General features: G+C 75.1%; 2 protein-coding genes. Both read left to right on the forward strand.

The features are described from left to right. Window positions 1-115: 115 nt before the first annotated feature. A complete protein-coding gene (locus HMPREF3099_RS07285) occupies window positions 116-3,034 on the forward strand; it encodes an FAD-binding and (Fe-S)-binding domain-containing protein (RefSeq protein ID WP_237769792.1) in 2,919 nt (972 codons plus the stop codon). Beyond that, window positions 3,031-4,017: an ornithine cyclodeaminase family protein gene (locus HMPREF3099_RS07290; protein WP_083323599.1), complete on the forward strand. Its 987-nt coding sequence runs from the start codon at window positions 3,031-3,033 to the stop codon at window positions 4,015-4,017. Before HMPREF3099_RS07285 ends, HMPREF3099_RS07290 begins: the two co-directional genes overlap by 4 nt. The last annotated feature ends 196 nt before the right edge of the window (window positions 4,018-4,213 follow it).

Below are 4,213 nucleotides of genomic sequence, written 5' to 3' on the forward strand. Positions count from 1 at the left end.
CGGGGGTGGGTGCGGGGGGGGGGGCGCTGATGCCGTGACCGGTAGTTCGCACCGGGGTGGCGCGGGTCACACTTGTGTGATGACATGGCGGTCCGCACCGTGTTCTGGAGGTTCTGTGGCCGTCGTGTCCTCGTCCCGCCTGGCGGCTCGCCTGAGGGCAGTTGGCCTGTCCGACGTCCGCGACGACGCAGCCATCCGTGGCACCCACTCCAGTGACGCCTCGCTCTACCGCGTGGAGCCTCAGGCCGTGGTGTTCCCCCGGCACGCCGACGAGGTCACCCTGGCGGTCCAGACCGCGCGGGCAGAGGGACTGCCACTCACCGCTCGGGGTGCAGGGACGTCCATTGCGGGCAACGCCATCGGCCCGGGAATCGTCCTCGACTTCCGCCGGCACATGCAACAGGTCCTCGAGCTCGACCCCGAGGCCGGGACGGCTCGCGTGCAACCCGGTGTGGTCCAGGCCCGCCTGCAGGACGCAGCGCGGCCGAACGGCCTGCGGTTCGGCCCTGACCCGTCGACGTCCACGCGCTGCACCATCGGGGGGATGATCGGTAACAACGCGTGCGGCAGCCGCAGCCTCGCCTACGGACGCACCTCGGACAACGTGCTGGGAGCCCGGGGTGTCTGGGCGGACGGGAGCCCCCTGGACACGTCGCCCGTGGACGCCGGTACCGCGGCCCTGCGGGAGCGGCTCGCGTCGGTGGTGGCGAGTGACCTCGCCACCGTGCGCACCGAGTTCGCCCGCTTCGGGCGCCAGGCGAGCGGTTACGCCCTCGAGCACCTGCTGCCGGAGAAGGGCGTTGACCTGGCGCGCTTCCTCGTGGGCTCCGAGGGCACGCTCGCCGTCCTCACGGAGGCCACCGTCCGCCTGGTGAGGGCACCGGCCCACACCCGCCTGGTGGTCATCGGCTTCGACACGATGCCCGCCGCTGCGGATGCCGTCCCCACGCTCCTGACACAGGGGCTCACGGCCTGCGAGGGGCTGGACCGCCGGCTCGTGGACGTGCTCGTGGAGCGGCGCGGTCCGGCATCGGTGCCGGAACTGCCCCGCGGCGATGCCTGGCTCTTCTGCGAGGTGGCAGCGGAGACCGCCGGGGAGCTGGAGGCCGCCTCCACCGCGCTCGTGGCCACCGCCCGCATCGATGCCGGGGCCGTGGACGTGCGGGCCGTGCCCAAAGCCACCGAGGCGGCGGCGCTGTGGCGCATCCGGTCCGACGGGGCGGGCCTGGCGGGGCGGTCCCCGGCAGGACGCCCTGCGTGGGCGGGCTGGGAGGACGCCGCCGTGCCCCCGGAGCGGCTGGGGGAGTACCTCCGCGGGTTCGACGACCTGCTTGCCGCGTACGACCTCTCCGCGGCGCCCTACGGGCACTTCGGTGAGGGGTGCATGCACGTGCGCCTGGACCTGCCGCTCGGCGCACCGGGTGGTGTGGCGCGGTCCCGGGCCTTCCTCGAGGACGCCGCGCGCCTCGTGGCCGGCTTCGGTGGCTCGTGCTCCGGTGAGCACGGCGACGGCCGCGCCCGCAGCGAGCTGCTGCCCCTCATGTACTCCGAACGCGCGCTGGCGCTCTTCGGCGCGGTGAAGCACGCGTGCGACCCCGACGGGCTGCTCAACCCGGGGGTGCTCGTGGACCCGGCGCCCCTCGACGCCGACCTGCGCCTGCCCGGTGCCACCTGCGACCTGCCCACCCCGGCGTTCGCCTACCCCGAGGACGGCGGCAGCTTCTCCGCGGCCGTGCACCGCTGCACGGGCGTGGGCAAGTGCACCGCTGACGGGGTGCTCGACGGCGCGCAGACGGTGATGTGTCCGTCCTGGCTGGCCACCCGCGAGGAGGAGCACTCCACCCGGGGGCGGGCGCGCCTGCTGCAGGAGGTGGTCAACGGCAGCAGTGAGCTCACGGTGGACTCCCCAGCGGTGCACGACGCGCTGGACCTGTGCCTCTCGTGCAAGGGGTGCTCGTCGGACTGCCCCACCGGGGTGGACATGGCCACGCTGAAGTCCGAGGTGCTGCACCAGACCTACCGCCGCCGGCTGCGGCCGGTGACGCACTACTCGCTCGGCTGGCTGCCGCTGTGGACCGTGGCCGCCAGCCGGATGCCCCGCGTGGCCAACGCAGCGATGCAGGTGGTCCGCCGGGTTCCGGGTGCGATGCGGGTGGCCGGCATCGACCCGCGGCGGGGGCTGCCCACCTTCGCGCGGCGTCCCTTCTGGTCCGATGCGGGGAACCGTGCCCGGGCGGCGCGTTCGGTGACGGCGGACGCGGCATCGAGCGGGCGGGTGGTGCTCTTCGTGGACACCTTCAGCAACGCGTTCACCCCGCAGGCCGCCACGGCCGCCGTGCGCGTGCTCGAGGCCGCCGGGCTCACCGTGGAGCTCCTGCCGCGGCGCACCTGCTGCGGCCTGACCTGGATCACCACCGGGCAGCTCGACACCGCCCGCCAGCTGCTGCGGCGCACCGTGGACCAGCTGCTGCCGTACGTGGAGGCCGGGGTGCCGGTGGTCGGCATCGAGCCGTCGTGCACCGGCGTGCTGCGCAAGGACGCCGTCGAGCTGCTGGCCGACGACACCGCCCGCCGGGTGGCCGCCAGCACCTTCACGCTGGCCGAGGTGCTCGCGCGGGTCGGGTGGGAACCGCCCCGCCTGGACGGGCTGCGCGTGCTGGCCCAACCGCACTGCCACCACCACGCCGTCATGGGGTGGGAGGCCGACCGGGCACTGCTGGAGGGGGCCGGCGCCCAGGTGGAGGCGCTGGCCGGGTGCTGCGGGCTGGCCGGAAACTTCGGCGTGGAGGCAGGGCACTACGAGGTGTCGGTGGCCGTGGCCGAGCAGCACCTGCTGCCGGCGCTGCGGCGCGGCGGGCACGACGTGGTGCTCACCGACGGCTTCTCGTGCCGCCTGCAGGCCGACGACCTGGGTGGCGCGCAGGGCCGGCACCTGGCCGAGCTGCTCGCCGAGCACCTGAGCGAGGCGCCCCGCATCGAGGGGCGGGGCGCGCCCGACGACCGTCCCCACCCCATCGACGAGGAGGAACGATGAGCCACGAGATGCTGGTGCTGAGCGCCCGCGAGATCGAGGACCTGCTGGACCTGGAGGGGGTGCACGCCTCGCAGATGCGCGCCTTCGAGCGGCTGGGCACGGGGGAGGCGTGCATGGCGCCCAAGGTGTCCGTGCCCGGGGCCGACGGCGCCTCGCTGCTGACCTACACCGCCCGCAGCGCGCAGGAGGCGCCCGGCGTGGTGAAGGTGATCGGCTTCCACCCGGGCAACCCGCAGCAGGGGCTCGACCCGGTGCAGGGCGCCGTGTTGGTGCTCGACGGGGCGATCGGCCGTCCCATCGCGCTGCTCGACGGGCCGGCGCTCACCACCCCGCGCACAGCGGCCGGGTCCGCCGTGGCCACCGACCTGCTGGCGCGCCGCGACGCCGCCGTGCTCACGGTGGTGGGGACCGGTGTGCAGGCCTGGGCGCACCTGCGGGCGCTGACGCGCGTGCGGTCCTTCACCACGGTGCACGTGGTGGGGCGCCGGGCCGAGGCGGCCGAGGAACTGGCTGCCCGCGCCCGCGACGAGCTGGGCCTGGCCGCGGAGGCCTCCACGGACCTGGCGGCCGTGGCGCCGGAGTCGGACGTGGTGGCGCTGTGCACCACCAGCACCACGCCGCTGCTCGACGCCGGGCCGGTGCGGCCGGGGGCGCTGGTGGTGTCCGTGGGGTCGTTCGCCCCGGACCGCAGCGAGGTGGCCCCCGATCTCGTGGGCCGGGCCGACCTGGTGGTGGTGGACGACGTGGACACCGCGTGCGCGCAGGCGGGGAGCATCATCGATGCGGTGGACGCCGGTGCCGTGGACGCCGCGGACCTGGTGCCGCTGGGCCGGGTGGTCTGTGGGGCGCACCCGGGCCGGGCCCGCGAGGGCGACGTGGTGTTCTACAACTCCGTGGGCGTGGCCGCGCAGGACGCCACTGTGGCCGAGGAGGTGCTGCGCCGGGCCCGGGAGGCCGGGGTGGGCACGGCCGTGGAGCTCTGACGGGCCGGTCGGCCGGACCTGCGCGCGCAGAGGTCCGGCTGTGGTCCGTAGATCCGCCCTATGGGGTGTACCTCTGGACCGCAGCCGGACCTTTGTGCGCCGGCGGGGCGTCCGCCGGGCGTGGGCAGGCCGAGAACCGCACCGGTGCTGAGTTGGGCCTGACACCGCATCGAGAACCGCACCGGTGCTGAACTCG

It is taken from the genome of Kytococcus sp. HMSC28H12 (assembly GCF_001816045.1).
GTDB lineage: Bacteria > Actinomycetota > Actinomycetes > Actinomycetales > Dermatophilaceae > Kytococcus > Kytococcus schroeteri.

What these genes read in the sequence shown, in the direction of transcription:
- HMPREF3099_RS07290 (WP_083323599.1), top strand. Translation starts at nt 3,031, where the DNA reads ATGAGCCACGAGATGCTGGTGCTGAGCGCCCGCGAGATCGAGGACCTG.